This is a genomic window from Pseudomonas protegens CHA0 (assembly GCF_000397205.1).
Lineage (GTDB): Bacteria > Pseudomonadota > Gammaproteobacteria > Pseudomonadales > Pseudomonadaceae > Aquipseudomonas > Aquipseudomonas protegens.
The window spans coordinates 2099203-2114590 of the sequence record NC_021237.1 but is presented as its reverse complement, the minus strand read 5'-3'; the positions used below and the strand labels follow the sequence as shown (position 1 = coordinate 2114590).

Below are 15388 nucleotides of genomic sequence, written 5' to 3'. Positions count from 1 at the left end.
TGACCAGCGCTAAACAGCCCCCGAAACCTGAAAAAACAGGCCTCGGGGACATATCCGGCCATCAGCGTGCGGTGACTTTCCAGGCACGGTGGATTTTGCCGTTGCGGGCGAAATCCGGATCGATGGTTTTCGCCGTGATTTCCTCGATCTGGTAGCGCGCGGCGAGGTTTTCATCCAGCTGGAACTTGCGGAAGTTGTTGGAGAAATACAGCACGCCCCCCGGCGCCAGGCGTGCCATGGCCAGGTCCAGCAACTGCACCTGGTCACGCTGCACGTCGAACACCCCTTCCATGCGCTTGGAGTTGGAGAAGGTCGGCGGGTCGATGAAGATCAAGTCGAACTCGTCACGGCAGCTGTCCAGCCAGGCCATCACATCGCCCTGCTCCAGGCGGTTCTTGTCGGAGAAACCGTTGAGCGAGAAATTGCGGCGTGCCCAGTCCAGATAGGTTTTCGACAGGTCGACGCTGGTGGTGCTGCGCGCGCCGCCCTTGGCCGCGTGCACACTGGCGGTGGCGGTGTAGCAGAACAGGTTGAGGAAACGCTTGCCCGCCGCCTCTTGCTGAATACGCATGCGCATCGGCCGGTGATCGAGAAACAGCCCGGTATCCAGGTAGTCGGTAAGGTTCACCAGTAGCTTGATCCCGCCTTCACGAACTTCGGTGAACTGGCCCTGGGCACTCTGGCGCTCGTACTGCTTGGTGCCGCTCTGGCGCTCGCGACGCTTGATCACCACCCGGCTCTTGTCGACATTCAACGCCTGGGGAATCGCCGCCAGGGCATCGAACAGACGTGCCTGGGCCTTTTCTGGGTCCACCGATTTGGGCGCCGCGTATTCCTGCACGTGCACCCAATCCTGGTAGAGGTCGATGGCCAGGGAGTATTCCGGCATGTCGGCATCGTAGACACGGTAGCACTCGATGCCCTCGCGCTTGGCCCACTTGCCCAGTTGCTTGAGGTTCTTTTGCAGGCGGTTGGCGAACATCTGCCCGCCCTCGCTCAGGCGCGCCTGTTCGACCACGGGAGCAGGAGCCGGGGCCGGCTTGATCGGGTTGCCATTCTTGTTGTACTGGCGCACGGGTACTTCGTCCGCGGCGGCCTGGGCCTGCTCGCGTTCCACCTGGCGCTGCTCGGCGGTGCGGCGCTCGCCGGTGACGAACTGATCCGGCAGGACCTTGATCAGCAGCAGCTTGCAGGGCAAGGCGCCGTTCCAGAACGAGTACTGTTTGTGGCTGCGGATGCCCATGCGCTTGCCCAGGTCCGGGGCGCCGGTGAACACCGCCGCTTCCCAGTTCAGGCAGGCCTGGCGCAGGCGCTCGCCGAGGTTCTGGTAGAGGTACAGCAGGCTGGCTTCGTCACCCAGGCGCTCGCCGTAGGGTGGGTTGCAGATCACCAGGCCTTTCTGGTTCTGGTCCGGGCGCGGCTCGAAGGTGCCCACTTCGCCCTGGTAGATCTTGATCCACTCGCTCAGGCCGGCGCGCTCTACGTTGTTGCGGCCGGGCTGGATCAGACGCGGATCGGCTTCGTAGCCGCGGATCCACAGTGGTGGCTTGGCAAGGCCGGCCTGGGCCCGGGCCAGCGCTTCGTCGTGCAGCTTGCGCCACAGCGCCGGCACGTGGCCGAGCCAGGCAGTGAAGCCCCATTGTTCACGCTTGAGATTGGGGGCGATGTCGGCGGCGATCATCGCCGCCTCCACCAGGAAGGTACCCACGCCACACATCGGGTCGGCCAGGGCGCCGCCTTCGGCAGCGATGCGCGGCCAGCCGGAACGGATCAGGATCGCCGCCGCCAGGTTTTCCTTGAGCGGCGCGGCGCCTTGCTGCAGGCGGTAGCCGCGCTGGTGCAGGCTGTGGCCGGAGAGGTCCAGGGAGAGGATGGCTTCGCCGCGGTCCAGGCGCAGGTGGATGCGCAGGTCGGGGTTGAGCTTGTCCACCGAAGGGCGCTCGCCGGTCGGAGTGCGCAGCTTGTCGACAATGGCGTCCTTGACCTTCAGGGCGCCGAAGTGGGTGTTGTCGATGCCCGAGCCATGGCCGCTGAACTCCACGGCCAGGGTGCCGTCGGCCAGCATGTGGTCCTGCCAGTCGACATCCAGCACGCCGTGGTAGAGATCCTCGGCGTCCTTCATCGGGAAGCGCTTGAGCACCAGCAGCACCCGGTTGGCCAGGCGCGACCACAAGCACAGGCGATAGGCTGTCTCCATGTCGGCCATGCCGCGCACGGCAGAAGTGTGCTCACGCGCTTGCTCAAGGCCAAGCCCGACGGCTTCCTCGATCAGCAGGCCTTCAAGGCCTTTGGGACAGGTGAGGAAGATTTCGTAACGATCCGACATGGGAATACCAGGGCCTTTAGCAATAAGTGAACGGGCAACGCATCGCCCGTTCGGTTTTCAATCAAGCGCTTTTCTTCAAGAGCGCTCGTGTGGCGCGAAACTGCGCCGTCCCACCCCGGCAGGCTGGCTTTCTTGCAGGGCAAAAGAGCTTAGAGGCCGGGACAGATAAAAAGTCAGGGCAACAAAATGACATAAGTCGACCCTTCGTCGAATAGTAGTTGAGTGCAACCGTTCGACATTCTCACTAAAGCATTAACCTCATCATCTAGTGAGAGGCTGATCACAGGGGGCTTTGCGTGACAGGCACGATACAAAACCGCCCCAGGCTTATGGCCTGGACAGCATTATCGTTACGTCCTTATGACAAAACGATCATTCACTTGCTGTGACCTATTGGTTAGAACTCAACACAGGTTGGCGCCGCAACAGCGTCAACATCAAGGCTCGCGACGCCGGCAGCGAGCACCAACGGCAGAAGCAATCTGCCCGACCTCAACGAAGGTCGACGGGACATAAAGCAGTCAACAAGTGAGGGAAACACCCTATGAGAAGACTAAAGCGTGATCCGTTGGAAAAAGCGTTTTTACGCGGATATCAGTATGGCGTTAATGGCAAGTCCCGTGAGCTTTGCCCATTTACTCTACCGTCGGTACGCCAAGCCTGGATTAACGGCTGGCGAGAAGGACGCGGCGACAACTGGGACGGTATGACAGGCACTGCGGGCATTCACAGACTCAACGAACTTCGCGCTGTCGGCTGATCAGGGCACATTCCGACACCTAAAACTTGAATAGATGACGACTTAACCACGCACGCCCCATCCGGGCGGCGGGCTTCGGCCCAGGGGCTCCTTCGAGGAGCCCTTTTTTATGCCCGCGTGCTGTCCTTCCCTCTCAGCCCATGGCCGCGATGGCATCCACCGACTCGCGAATCAGCGCCGGCCCCTTGTAGATGAACCCCGAATACAGCTGCACCAGGCTGGCGCCCGCAGCGATCTTCTCAGCCGCGTGCTTGCCTTCGGTGATGCCGCCCACGGCGATGATCGGCAAACGGCCGGCCAGTTCAGCAGCCAGTACCTTGACCGTGTGGGTGCTCTTTTCCCGTACCGGTGCGCCGGACAGGCCGCCGGCCTCGGCGCCGTGCTCCAGGCCTTCGACACCTTCACGGCTCAAAGTGGTGTTGGTGGCGATCACTGCATCCATGCCGGTTTCAAGCAGAGCGCGGGCCACTTCCACGGTTTCCTCGTCGCTCATGTCCGGAGCGATCTTGATGGCCAGCGGTACACGCTTGCCGTGGATCGCAGCCAGTTCCTGTTGGCGCTGGCTCAAGGCCGCCAGCAGTTGCTTGAGCGACTCGCCAAATTGCAGGCTGCGCAGGCCCGGGGTATTGGGCGAGCTGACGTTGACCGTGACATAGCTGGCGTGGGCATAGACCTTGTCCAGGCAGATCAGGTAATCATCCACCGCCCTCTCCACCGGGGTGTCGAAGTTCTTGCCGATATTGATCCCCAGCACGCCTTTGTATTGCGAGGCCGCGACCCGTGCCAGCAGGTTGTCGACCCCCAGGTTGTTGAAGCCCATGCGGTTGATGATGGCCTCGGCCTGGGGCAGGCGGAAGATCCGCGGCTTGGGGTTGCCCGGTTGCGGGCGTGGGGTGACGGTGCCGATCTCGACAAAACCAAACCCCAATTGGGCGAAGCCGTCGATGGCTGCGCCGTTCTTGTCCAGGCCCGCAGCCAGCCCTACCGGGTTCGCAAACTCCAGGCCCATGACCTTGACCGGCATCTGCGCCGGGGCCTTGCACAACAGCCCGTTAAGGCCCAAACGCCCGCCCGCGCCGATCAGGTCCAGGGACAGATCGTGGGAGGTTTCCGGGGAGAGTTTGAACAACAGCTGGCGGGCCAGGGTATACATGGGCGGGATGAACTCGGTTGGCGGCGAAATAGGGCGCCGATTATAGCCGGCCCCGGGGCTTGCAGGCGAGGCGCGAAGTGAAATCCCCGCCGGGCTGGCATATGCCTTGCACTCTCATGTGCATGCAGACCTCGGCCAAGGGCGGCTGAGGTCCCAGGACAATGGCGTCGTCACCCGCCCCGGCCTCACCCGGTCGGCGGGTACGACGCTTTTTTATGCAAGGTGCCACGTCATGACCGATCTCCCCAACACCCCGCTGGCCTGGGTCAACGGCAGTGATGCCCCGGAAAAGTCCGCCATCGACCTGGGCTTCATGGCCCTGACCGATTGCGCCTCAGTGGTGGTCGCCGCCACCCAGGGCTTTGCCCAGCCCTACGGGCTGACTCTGAACCTAAAGCGCCAGAGCTCCTGGGCCGGGCTGCGGGACAAGCTGGTGAGCGGCGAACTGGACGCCGCCCACAGCCTGTATGGACTGATCTACGCGGTACACCTGGGTATCGGCGGCACCAACCCCTGCGACATGGCAGTGCTCATGGGTCTGAACCAGAATGGCCAGAGCATCAACCTATCCCGGGAGCTGCAGAACCTCAAGGTGACCAGCCCTGAGACATTGGACCGCCATGTGCACCAAAGCCGGGCACGACTGACCTTCGCCCAGACCTTCCCCACCGGTACCCACGCCATGTGGCTGTACTACTGGCTGGCCAGCCAGGGTATCCACCCGCTGCAGGATGTCGACAGCGTAGTGGTGCCGCCACCGCAGATGGTGGCTCATCTGCAGGCCGGGCGCATCGATGGGTTCTGCGTCGGCGAACCCTGGAGCGCCAGTGCAGTGCAGCAGGATCAGGGTTTCACCCTGGCCACCAGCCAGGCGATCTGGCCGGATCACCCGGAAAAAGTCCTCGGCTGCACCCGCGCCTTCGTCGAGCAATACCCGAACACCGCCCGGGTCCTGGTGATGGCGATTCTCGAAGCCAGCCGCTTTATCGAGCAAAGCCCGGAAAACCGCCGCAGCACCGCCCAGTTGCTGAGCGCTGCCGATTACCTGAATGCACCGCTGGACTGCATCGAGCCGCGGCTGCTGGGGGATTACGCCGACGGCCTGGGCAATCGCTGGCAGGACCCCCACGCCCTGCGTTTTCACCATCATGGCGCCGTCAACCTGCCCTACCTGTCCGACGGCATGTGGTTCATGACCCAGTTCCGCCGCTGGGGCCTGCTGCGGGAAGACCCGGATTACCTGGGCGTCGCTCGCCACGTGCAGCAGCTGGAGCTGTACCGCGAAGCCGCCACCGCGCTGGGCATCGCCGCCTGGGGCCAGGACATGCGCAGCAGCCAGTTGATCGATGGCAAGGTGTGGGACGGCTCTGAGCCTGCCGCCTATGCCCGCAGCTTCCGCCTGCATGCGATGAACGGCACCCCTCCCCTTGTTGCCCAGCGCTGATCGGAGCCCGCGACCATGCTGCGTATCCTGCTGATCAACGACACAGCGAAAAAAGTCGGAAGGCTCAAGGCCGCCCTCAGCGAAGCCGGTTTCGAGGTGATTGACGAATCCGGCCTGACCATCGACCTGCCGGGCCGCGTCGAAACGGTGCGTCCGGACGTGATCCTGATCGATACCGAGTCACCCAGCCGCGATGTCATGGAGCAAGTGGTGCTGGTCAGCCGCGATCAACCCCGGCCCATCGTGATGTTCACCGATGAACATGATCCGGGGGTAATGCGCCAGGCGATCAAGTCCGGGGTCAGCGCCTACATCGTCGAGGGCATCCAGGTCCAGCGCCTGCAGCCTATCCTCGACGTGGCCATGGCGCGCTTTGAAAGCGACCAGGCCCTGCGCGCGCAACTCCAGGCCCGGGACCAGCAACTGGCCGAGCGCAAGCGCATCGAACTGGCCAAGGGCCTGTTGATGAAGATGAAGGACTGCGACGAAGAACAGGCCTACACCCTGATGCGTCGCCAGGCCATGAGCAAACAGCAGAAGCTGATCCAGGTCGCGGAACAGATCATCGCCATGCAGGAACTGCTGGGCTGACCTGCGCCCCGTAGGAGCCGGCTTGCCGGCGAATAGGCCTCTGAACCTTGTGCCAGTCTTGAGGGTGCCTTCGCTGGCAAGCCAGCGCCTACAGCGAACCTGCCCATGCGAGCCAGCATCGGCCGCAGGTTGGCGCGGCTCTTGCTATCAGATCCACACCGGTAACCAACGGCGGTTGCCCCACCTACGACAAAGACGTCGCGCGCCCTGCTCGCCCTCAACGAGCCGGGTGCCGACGTTTTTTCGTTTTGGCCCCACTGACCGGGGTCGGTGGCGCGGCCGTGGCGGCGCTCCACCTGCAAGCTCATGACGACTCCAACGACTCTTATCAGCTGAGGTGCGCGATGAATTCAAGCTTCTGGAAATCCGGCCACACCCCGACCCTGTTCGCGGCCTTTCTGTATTTCGACCTGAGCTTCATGGTCTGGTACCTGCTGGGCCCCCTGGCGGTGCAGATCGCCGCCGACTTGCACCTGAGCACTCAGCAACGCGGACTGATGGTGGCCACGCCGATCCTCGCCGGCGCAGTGCTGCGCTTCATCATGGGCCTGCTGGCCGATCGCCTGTCACCCAAGACCGCCGGCCTGATCGGCCAGGTGATCGTCATCGGCGCGCTGTTCATGGCCTGGAAGCTGGGCATCCACAGCTATGAGCAGGCGCTGCTGCTGGGGGTATGCCTCGGCATGGCCGGGGCTTCCTTCGCCGTGGCCCTGCCCCTGGCCTCGCAGTGGTACCCGCCGCAGCACCAGGGAAAGGCCATGGGCATCGCCGGCGCCGGCAACTCCGGCACGGTGTTCGCCGCCCTGCTGGCACCGGTACTGGCAGCGGCCTATGGCTGGAGCAATGTGTTCGGCCTCGCCCTGATTCCCCTGCTGGTGACCCTGGCGCTGTTCGCCTGGCTCGCCAAGAACGCCCCCCAACGGCCCCAGGCCAAGTCCATGGCCGACTACTTCAAGGCCCTGGGTGATCGTGACAGCTGGTGGTTCATGTTCTTCTACAGCGTGACCTTCGGCGGCTTCATCGGCCTGGCCAGCGCCCTGCCTGGCTACTTCAACGACCAGTACGGTCTGAGCCCGATCTCCGCAGGCTACTACACCGCCGCCTGCGTCTTCGGCGGCAGCCTGATGCGCCCTCTGGGCGGCGCCCTGGCCGACCGTTTCGGCGGTATTCGCACCTTGCTCGGCATGTATAGCGTGGCGGTGGTGTGCATCGCCGCCGTGGGCTTCAACCTGCCCAGTTCCTATGCGGCGCTGGTGCTGTTCGTCTGCACCATGCTCGGTCTCGGCGCAGGCAATGGCGCGGTATTCCAACTGGTGCCGCAGCGCTTTCGCCGGGAAATAGGGGTCATGACCGGGCTGATCGGCATGGCCGGCGGCATCGGCGGTTTTGCCCTGGCGGCGGGCATGGGTGCGATCAAGCAGAGCACCGGCAGCTATCAACTGGCGCTGTGGCTGTTCGCCAGTCTCGGGGTCCTGGCCTGGTTCGGCCTGCACGGGGTCAAGCGCCGCTGGAGAACCACCTGGGGCTCCGCCGCCGTGACTGCGGCGCGGGTCTGAGGGCGTCATGGGCCTGCAATTGAGCCACGCCGAGGCCAGCGCCACCGGACCGCGGGCGGAAAATCAGGACGCCCTGCGCCGGGTCACCCCGGCGCCGGACCTGGCCGCAAGCAAAGGCCTGTTGTTCGCCATCGCCGACGGTGTGAGCCAGTGCGCCGACGGTGGCCTCGCCGCCCGTTCAAGCGTGCAGGCCCTGGCCCTGGACTACTACGCCACCCCGCAAACCTGGGCTGTGGCCCAAGCCCTGGAACGCCTGCTGGTCGCCCAGAATCGTTGGCTCCAGGCCAACGGCGGCGGCCAGCCACTGCTCACCACCCTCAGCGCTTTGGTGTTGCGGGGCCGGCGCTTCACCCTGGCCCATGTCGGCGACTGCCGGGTCTACCGCTGGCACCGGCAGCAGTTGCAACGCATCAGCCAGGACCACGTCTGGGAGCAACCGGGCATGCAGCATGTGCTCAAGCGTGCCCTGGGCCTGGACCAACATCTGGTGCTGGACTTCCTCGACGGCGAACTGCGCCAGGGCGAAAGCTTCCTGATGCTCAGCGATGGAGTCTGGGCCACCCTGGGCGACAGCGCCATCGCTGCCATTCTGCGTGACCAGACGGACCCGGACAGCGCTGTACAGACCCTGGTCCGCGCCGCCCACCTGGCAGGCAGCCAGGACAACGCCAGCGCGCTGCTGGTGCGAGTCGATGAGCTCGGCGAAAGCAGCCTCGGTGACGCCCTGCTGCAGCTGCAGCAATTGCCCCTGCCGCCGCCGCTGAAACCCGGCCAGCGCTTCGAGGGCTGGCAAGTCGAGGCATTGCTCAGCCACAGCCAGCAGGCCTTGCTGTATCGGGTACACGACGAACAGCAACAAACCTGGCTGCTGAAGACCTTGCCCCCGGCCCTGCACAACGACCAGACGGCCTGCCAGGGACTGCTATGCGAAGAATGGCTGCTGCGCCGCGTTGCCGGGCGTCACTTTCCCCAGGTACACCGCGCAACTTCACGCCAGCACCTGTACTACCTGATGCGCGAATACCCGGGCCGCACCCTGGCACAACTGCTTCGCCAGAACGGCCCCTTGCCCCTGGCCCAGTGGCAGCCCCTGGCCGAGCATCTGCTACGGGCAATCGGTCTGCTGCACCGGCGGCAGATCCTGCACCGGGATATCAAACCGGACAACCTGCTGCTGGGGGACGATGGCGAACTGCGGGTACTGGATTTCGGCCTGGCGTACTGCCCCGGCCTCTCGGCGGACCCGGCACACCTGCTACCCGGCACCCCGAGCTTTATCGCCCCGGAAGCCTTCGACGGTGAACCTCCCGGCCCGCAACAGGACCTCTATGCGGTAGGCGTCAGCCTGTACTACCTGCTGACCGGGCACTACCCCCACGGCGAGATCGAAGCCTTCCAGCGCCCGCGTTTCGGCGCAGCGACGAACCCCGGCCGCTACCGCCCGGACCTGCCGGAATGGTTGGCACAAAACCTGGAGCGCGGGGTGAATGCCGATCCGGCACAGCGCTACGAAACTGCCGAAGAATGGCTGCTGGCGCTGGAACAGGGCGAACGCCGCAGCTTGAGCACCAGATCGCGGCCATTACTGGAACGCGAACCGCTGAAAGTCTGGCGCGGCATCGCCCTGCTCGCCTTGCTGCTCAACCTGATCTTGTTGCTGTCACTGCTGCATCACTGAGGCCATCGGGTGGGTGGCCTTGCCCCTCAAACTCCCGACAAACCTCAGGCCCCTGCGTCCCTAGGAGCCGTTGATCCAAACGCGACCCGATCTGCCACAAAGAGCCGAAACAGGGCATAGCGTCTCAATTCAGTGCAACAGCCGAGATCAGCACGCACAGAACCTTCATCAAAGCTCAATAAAACCAGCACCTCGGCCACTTGGCACAGGCGCTGCATTGCGTCAGGCAACAGACATAAAGCCCGGCCTTCAACGACGAAGGCAGGCTTCCCGAGAGAACGGGATCGGACAAAGGCGTCCTCGTCAGGCCACTGACGGGACGCCTTTTTTGTTTGCGCGCATTTTGTCGAGCCAGGCGTCACTGACCCTGCCTGAGCTCCGGAGAAGCCCATGAAAAGACTCAAACTGGTGATGATCGGCAACGGCATGGCCGGGGTCCGCACCCTGGAAGAACTGCTCAAGCTGAGCGATGAGCTGTACGACATCACGGTCTTCGGCGCCGAACCCCACACCAACTACAACCGCATCCTGCTGTCGCCGGTGCTGGCCGGTGAACAGACGTTCGAGGACATCGTCCTCAACGACCTGGACTGGTACCTGGACCACCACATCAAGCTGCTGCTCAACCGCAAGGTGGTAGAGATCGACCGGATCAGGCGCCGGGTGATCGCCGAGGACGGCAGCGAAGCCGAGTATGACCGTCTGCTGATCGCCACCGGCTCCACGCCCTTTATCCTGCCGATTCCCGGCAAGGACCTGCAGGGGGTGATCGGCTATCGCGACATTGCCGACACCCAGGCGATGATCGACACGGCCAAGACTCACACGCATGCGGTGGTGATCGGCGGCGGCCTGCTGGGGCTGGAGGCCGCCAACGGCCTCAAGCTGCGCGGCATGGATGTGACCGTGGTGCATATCGGCGAATGGCTGCTGGAACGACAACTGGACCAGACCAGCGGCCAGTTGCTGCAAAGCGCCCTGGAAAGCCGCGGCCTGAAGTTCCGCCTGTGCGAACAGACCCAGGCCCTGATCGATGCCGGCAATGGTCGGGTCGGGTCGGTGCAGTTCAAGAATGGCGAGATCATCCCCGCCGATCTGGTGGTGATGGCCGCCGGCATCCGCCCCAACACCGAGCTGGCGGAACGGGCCGGCCTGCCCTGCAACCGCGGGATACTGGTCAACGACACCCTGCAAACCTTTGACCCGCGCATCTACGCCATCGGCGAGTGCGCCAACCACCGCGGTATCGCCTACGGCCTGGTGGCGCCGTTGTTCGAACAGGCCAAGGTCTGCGCCAACCACCTGGCCCAACTGGGCTTCGCCCGCTACCAGGGCTCGGTGACGTCCACCAAGTTGAAGGTCACTGGCATCGATCTGTTTTCCGCCGGGGATTTCATGGGTGGCGACGGTACCGAAACCATCACCCTCGCCGACCCCATTGGCGGGGTCTACAAGAAGCTGGTGATCAAGGACGACGTGCTGGTCGGCGCCTGCCTGTATGGCGACACCGCGGATGGCGGCTGGTACTTCCGGCAGATCCGCGAGCAGCAGGCCATCGGCGAGATCCGCGACCACCTGATGTTCGGTGAGAACGCGTTGGGCGACGTCGGCCATCAGGGCCAGGACAAGGCCATGAGCATGGCCGACACTGCCGAGGTCTGTGGCTGCAATGGGGTGTGCAAGGGCACCATCGTCAAGGCCATTCAGGAACAGGGGCTGTTCAGCGTCGACGAGGTCAAGAAGCACACCAAGGCCGCCAGCTCCTGCGGCTCCTGTGCCGGGCTGGTGGAACAGATCCTGATCAATACCGTGGGCGGCGCGGCGGACGTCAAGCCGAAAAGCGAAAAAGCCATCTGCGCCTGCAGCGACCTGAACCACGGGCAGATCCGCCAGGCGATCCGCGACCAGCACCTGCTGACCATCGCCGGCACCATGAGCTACCTCAACTGGCGCACCCCTAACGGCTGTGCCACTTGCCGTCCGGCGCTGAACTACTACCTGATCTCCACCTGGCCGGGGGAAGCCCGGGACGATCCGCAATCGCGGCTGATCAACGAACGGGCCCACGCCAACATCCAGAAAGACGGGACCTACTCGGTGGTGCCGCGGATGTGGGGCGGCGTGACCAATCCGTCCGAGCTGCGACGCATCGCCGATGTCGCCGACAAGTACCAGGTGCCCATGGTCAAGGTCACCGGCGGCCAGCGCATCGACCTGCTGGGCATCCGCAAGGAAGACTTGCCCGGAGTCTGGAAAGACCTGGACATGCCGTCCGGCCACGCCTACGGCAAATCCATCCGCACCGTGAAGACCTGCGTCGGCAGCGAGTTCTGCCGCTTCGGCACGCAGAACTCCACCCAGCTGGGAATCGAGCTGGAACACGACCTGTTCAACATGTGGTCGCCGCACAAGGTCAAGCTGGCGGTCTCCGGTTGCCCGCGCAACTGCTCGGAAGCCGGGATCAAGGACGTGGGCATCATCGGCGTCGATTCGGGCTGGGAGATGTACATCGGCGGCAACGGCGGGATCAAGACCGAGGTGGCGGAGTTTTTCGTCAAGCTCAAGACCGCCGAAGAAGTGCGCGAATACAACGGCGCCTTCCTCCAGCTGTACCGCGAAGAAGCCTTCTACCTCGAACGCACCGTGCACTACCTGCAACGGGTCGGCATGGAACACGTGAAAAAGGCCGTGCTGGAAGACCCGCAGCGGCGCAAGGCGTTGAACGAGCGCCTGCAGTTTTCCCTGTCCTTCGAGCAGGACCCATGGCAACAGCGCCTGGCCGAGCCGCAGCTGAAAAAAGAGTTCGAGTCGATCCCCGTAAAACAACTGGAGGTGCCGGCATGAACTGGCTGGATATCTGCGCCCTGGAAGAGATCAATACCCTGGGCTCGCGCATCATCAAGGGCCCCAAGGGCGATATCGCGATTTTTCGTACCAGCGATGATCAAGTCTTCGCTCTCGACGATCGCTGCCCGCACAAAGGCGGCCCCCTGTCCCAGGGGTTGATCTACGGCAAGCGCGTGGCCTGCCCGCTGCACAACTGGCAGATCGACCTGGAATCGGGCCAGGCCCAGGCCCCAGACCACGGCTGCGCCCACCAGCATCTGGCCCGAGTGGAAAGCGGCCGGGTGCTGCTGGCCCTGCAGGATGCCGGGTAATGGAGCGCCAGAGCACGGCCTCGACCTGCTGCTACTGCGGGGTCGGCTGCGGGGTACTGATCGAGCATGACGGCCGGCATATTCTCGGGGTCAGTGGCGACCCGACGCACCCGGCCAACTTCGGCAAACTGTGCAGCAAGGGCGCCAGCCTGCACCTGACCGGCGACCACGCGGCCCGCGCGCTGTACCCGGAACTGCGCCTGGGCAAGGCCCTGGCCCGCAACCGCTGCGACTGGGACAGCGCCCTGGAACATGCCGCCGGGGTGTTCGCCCAGGCCATCGCCGGGCACGGCCCGGACAGCGTGGCGTTCTATATTTCCGGGCAACTGCTGACCGAGGACTACTACGCCTTCAACAAACTGGCCCGGGCCCTGGTGGGCACCAACAACATCGACAGCAATTCCCGGCTGTGCATGTCTTCGGCGGTGGTGGGCTACAAGCGCAGCCTGGGGGCCGACGCGCCGCCGTGCAGCTATGAGGATCTGGAGCAAAGCGACTGCGTGATGATCGTCGGTAGCAACATGGCCTACGCCCATCCGGTGTTGTTTCGTCGCCTGGAACAGGCCAAAAGCCAACGCCCACAGATGAAAGTCATAGTGATCGACCCGCGTCGTACCGACACTTGCGACCTGGCTGACCTGCACCTGGCGATCTTGCCCGGCACAGATGTCGCTTTATTTCACGGCATCCTTCACCTGCTGCTGTGGGAGGACTGGATCGACCGGGATTTCATCCAGCAACACACCGAGGGCCTGGTGCAGCTCAAGGCGCTGGTCCGCGACTACACCCCGCCGATGGTGGCCCAGCTGTGCGGCATCAGCCTCGAGCAATTGCAGGAATGCGCCCAGTGGGTGGGCAGTGCGCCAAGTTTTCTGTCCCTGTGGTGCATGGGCCTGAACCAATCCAGCGCCGGCAGCGCGAAAAACAGTGCATTGATCAACCTGCACCTGGCCACCGGGCAAATCGGCCGCCCCGGTGCAGGCCCCTTCTCGCTCACCGGTCAGCCCAATGCCATGGGTGGGCGCGAAACCGGCAGCTTGAGCAACCTGCTGCCTGGACACCGCGAGGCTGCCGACCCGGAACACCGCGCCGAAGTCGCCGCCTACTGGGGCGTGGAGCAACTTCCCGCCAGCCCTGGCTTGAGCGCAATGGAGCTGTTTGAACAGATGCGCAGCGGCCGCATCAAGGCCTTGTGGATCGCCTGCACCAACCCGGCGCAATCCCTGCCGGACCAGAACCGAGTGCACGAGGCGCTGCTGAACTGCCCTTTCGTGGTTCTGCAGGAAGCCTTTGCCACCACCGAAACCGCGGCATTCGCCGACCTGTTGCTGCCAGCCGCCAGTTGGGGCGAAAAACAAGGCTCGGTGACCAACTCCGAGCGCCGGGTTTCCCATGTCCGCCAGGCCGTTGCCGCCCCCGGCGAGGCCCGAGCGGATTGGGCGATCACCGTGGATTTTGCTCAACGCCTGGAGCGATTCCTGCGCCCCGGCCTGCCGAGCCTGTTTGCCTTCGATAGCGCCGCCCGGGTGTTCGATGAGTACAAGGGCCTGACCCGCGGCCGCGACCTGGATCTGAGCGGCCTCAGCCACGAGTTGCTCGACCGCCTCGGCCCACAACAATGGCCCTTCCCTGAAGGCGCGACCCAGGGTACTGAGCGCCTGTATGTACACGGGATCTTTCCCACCGCCAATGGCCGTGCGCGTTTTGTCAGCGACCCTTATGTAGCAGCCAAGGAGCAGCGGGACGCACGCTTCCCCCTGACCCTGATCACCGGCCGCCTGCGCGACCAATGGCACGGCATGAGCCGTACGGGCACTGCGGCGCAGTTGTTCGGCCATGTCAGCGAAGCCTTGCTGAGCCTGCATCCGGACGAACTGCGGCGCCAACGCCTGCGAGATGGAGAACTGGTGAACCTGAAGAGCCGGCGCGGCAGCGTAATCGTGGCAGTGACCGGCGATGACAGCGTGCGCCCCGGGCAAGCCTTCCTGCCCATGCACTTCGGCGATCGCTTCCTCAAGGGCGGGGTCAATGCCGTCACCCAGCCCGCCTTCGACCCCTTGTCCAAACAGCCGGAACTCAAGCACAGCGGCGTGCGCCTGGAACCGGTGCAACTGCCTTGGCAACTGTTCGTGCTGATTGAAGGTGATGTGCAGGCGCATTTCCGGGCCCTACGCCCTCTTTGCCAGGCTCTGGCCTATGTCAGCCTCAGCCTGACCGGTCGCGAGCGCCCGGCACTGGTGATTCGCGCCGCCCATGCGCAAGCACCACAAGCGGCACTGCTTCAGGCCATCGACCGGCAATTGCAGCTCGACACAGGCCCGGTACTGGCCTACGACGACCTCCGCCGGGCCATCGGCAAGCGAGTGCGGATCGAACAGGGGCGAATTATCGCCATCCGCTTGTCCGGGGAAACCCTGGCACAGCATTGGCTGCACGAGCTGTGGCAGCAAGGCCGCGCCGATGAACAACTAAGGCGCTGGCTGCTGGCGCCGATGAGTGCACCGCCAGACGCCAGCGGCCTGGGAGGACAACAGGAGCGCATCTTGTGCAATTGCAGGAACGTCAGCCACAGCGCGGTCTGCGCCGGAATCGCGCAAGGCCTGGATATGGAACAACTGAAACAGCAACTGGGTTGCGGCAGCCAATGTGGCTCCTGCGTGCCGGAGATCAAGCGCCTGCTCGCGGCTTGCGTGCAACCTGTCGTCGCCCTGGAGTGAGGAAA

Annotated in this window: 10 protein-coding genes; 8 read left to right on the top strand and 2 right to left on the bottom strand. The window is 64.1% G+C overall.

Translation table 11 applies throughout. The annotated features are described in order from the left end of the window. Positions 1–61: 61 nt before the first annotated feature. Positions 62–2326 carry a bifunctional 23S rRNA (guanine(2069)-N(7))-methyltransferase RlmK/23S rRNA (guanine(2445)-N(2))-methyltransferase RlmL gene (rlmKL, locus tag PFLCHA0_RS09590; protein ID WP_015634761.1) on the bottom strand — a complete coding sequence of 755 codons (2265 nt, stop codon included), beginning with the start codon at positions 2324–2326 and terminating at the stop codon, positions 62–64. A gap of 544 nt (positions 2327–2870) precedes the next feature. Between rlmKL and rmf the strand changes: the two genes are divergently transcribed. Further along, a complete protein-coding gene (rmf, locus tag PFLCHA0_RS31100) occupies positions 2871–3086 on the top strand; it encodes a ribosome modulation factor (RefSeq protein ID WP_015634760.1) in 216 nt (71 codons plus the stop codon). Positions 3087–3219: 133 nt separating this feature from the next. Here rmf and PFLCHA0_RS09585 read toward each other — a convergent pair whose 3' ends face one another. Beyond that, positions 3220–4239 carry a quinone-dependent dihydroorotate dehydrogenase gene (locus PFLCHA0_RS09585; RefSeq protein WP_015634759.1) on the bottom strand — a complete coding sequence of 340 codons (1020 nt, stop codon included), beginning with the start codon at positions 4237–4239 and terminating at the stop codon, positions 3220–3222. Positions 4240–4471: 232 nt separating this feature from the next. Here PFLCHA0_RS09585 and PFLCHA0_RS09580 point away from each other — a divergent pair, with 232 nt between their 5' ends. From PFLCHA0_RS09580 to PFLCHA0_RS09550, 7 genes are all read left to right on the top strand, one after another. Further along, positions 4472–5683, top strand: a complete 1212-nt coding sequence (locus PFLCHA0_RS09580) for a CmpA/NrtA family ABC transporter substrate-binding protein (protein WP_015634758.1) — start codon at positions 4472–4474, stop codon at positions 5681–5683. 15 nt (positions 5684–5698) lie between these two features. Beyond that, positions 5699–6274, top strand: a complete 576-nt coding sequence (locus PFLCHA0_RS09575) for an ANTAR domain-containing response regulator (RefSeq protein WP_015634757.1) — start codon at positions 5699–5701, stop codon at positions 6272–6274. Positions 6275–6618: 344 nt separating this feature from the next. Further along, positions 6619–7830 (top strand): nitrate/nitrite transporter, encoded by a 1212-nt coding sequence (locus tag PFLCHA0_RS09570; RefSeq protein ID WP_015634756.1) that lies wholly within the window; start codon positions 6619–6621, stop codon positions 7828–7830. A gap of 7 nt (positions 7831–7837) precedes the next feature. Continuing rightward, a complete protein-coding gene (locus PFLCHA0_RS09565) occupies positions 7838–9508 on the top strand; it encodes a bifunctional protein-serine/threonine kinase/phosphatase (RefSeq protein WP_015634755.1) in 1671 nt (556 codons plus the stop codon). 390 nt (positions 9509–9898) lie between these two features. Then, positions 9899–12352: a nitrite reductase large subunit NirB gene (gene nirB, locus PFLCHA0_RS09560; RefSeq protein WP_015634754.1), complete on the top strand. Its 2454-nt coding sequence runs from the start codon at positions 9899–9901 to the stop codon at positions 12350–12352. After that, entirely contained in the window at positions 12349–12666 is a 318-nt protein-coding gene (gene nirD, locus PFLCHA0_RS09555; protein WP_015634753.1) for a nitrite reductase small subunit NirD, read from the top strand. Before nirB ends, nirD begins: the two co-directional genes overlap by 4 nt. Further along, the gene (locus PFLCHA0_RS09550; protein ID WP_015634752.1) at positions 12666–15383 is read left to right on the top strand and encodes a nitrate reductase; all 2718 of its coding nucleotides are present in this window, start codon (positions 12666–12668) and stop codon (positions 15381–15383) included. The genes nirD and PFLCHA0_RS09550 overlap by 1 nt, the downstream gene beginning before the upstream one ends. Positions 15384–15388: the final 5 nt, after the last annotated feature.